Origin of the sequence: Rhodosalinus halophilus (assembly GCF_003298775.1) — a bacterium.
GTDB classification, from domain to species: Bacteria; Pseudomonadota; Alphaproteobacteria; order Rhodobacterales; family Rhodobacteraceae; genus Rhodosalinus; species Rhodosalinus halophilus.
Genome location: NZ_QNTQ01000081.1, coordinates 1 through 303, shown reverse-complemented (window position 1 = coordinate 303; position 303 = coordinate 1). Strand labels below are relative to the sequence as shown.

The 303-nt window shown below is 64.4% G+C and carries 1 protein-coding gene; it reads left to right on the top strand.

From position 1 onward, the window contains the following. Nucleotides 1-50: 50 nt before the first annotated feature. On the top strand, nt 51-303 hold a 253-nt coding region (locus DRV85_RS18945; RefSeq protein ID WP_147238911.1), incomplete at its 3' end, for a helix-turn-helix domain-containing protein.

Here is a 303-nt window from a genome sequence, read left to right as displayed (position 1 = left end):
TGTCCACTTAACCTTCTTTCCGTGCTATTTTCGGGAAGGAGGAAGTGCCCATGGGACGATCATCGACAGCGAGGAAGGGGGCGGCGCGTGACGCTGCGAGCAAGGTCGCTCAGCAGCGTCTGAGCGTGCTGGAATTGGCGAGGGAACTCGGCAACGTGGCCGAGGCGTGCCGGCAGCGGGGTATGGACCGGACCAGCTTCTACGAGTGGAAGCGCCGATTCCAGACGCACGGCTTCGACGGGCTGAAGGACCTGCCGCCGATCCACAAGAGCCATCCGCAGACGACGCCGCCCGAGACGGTGG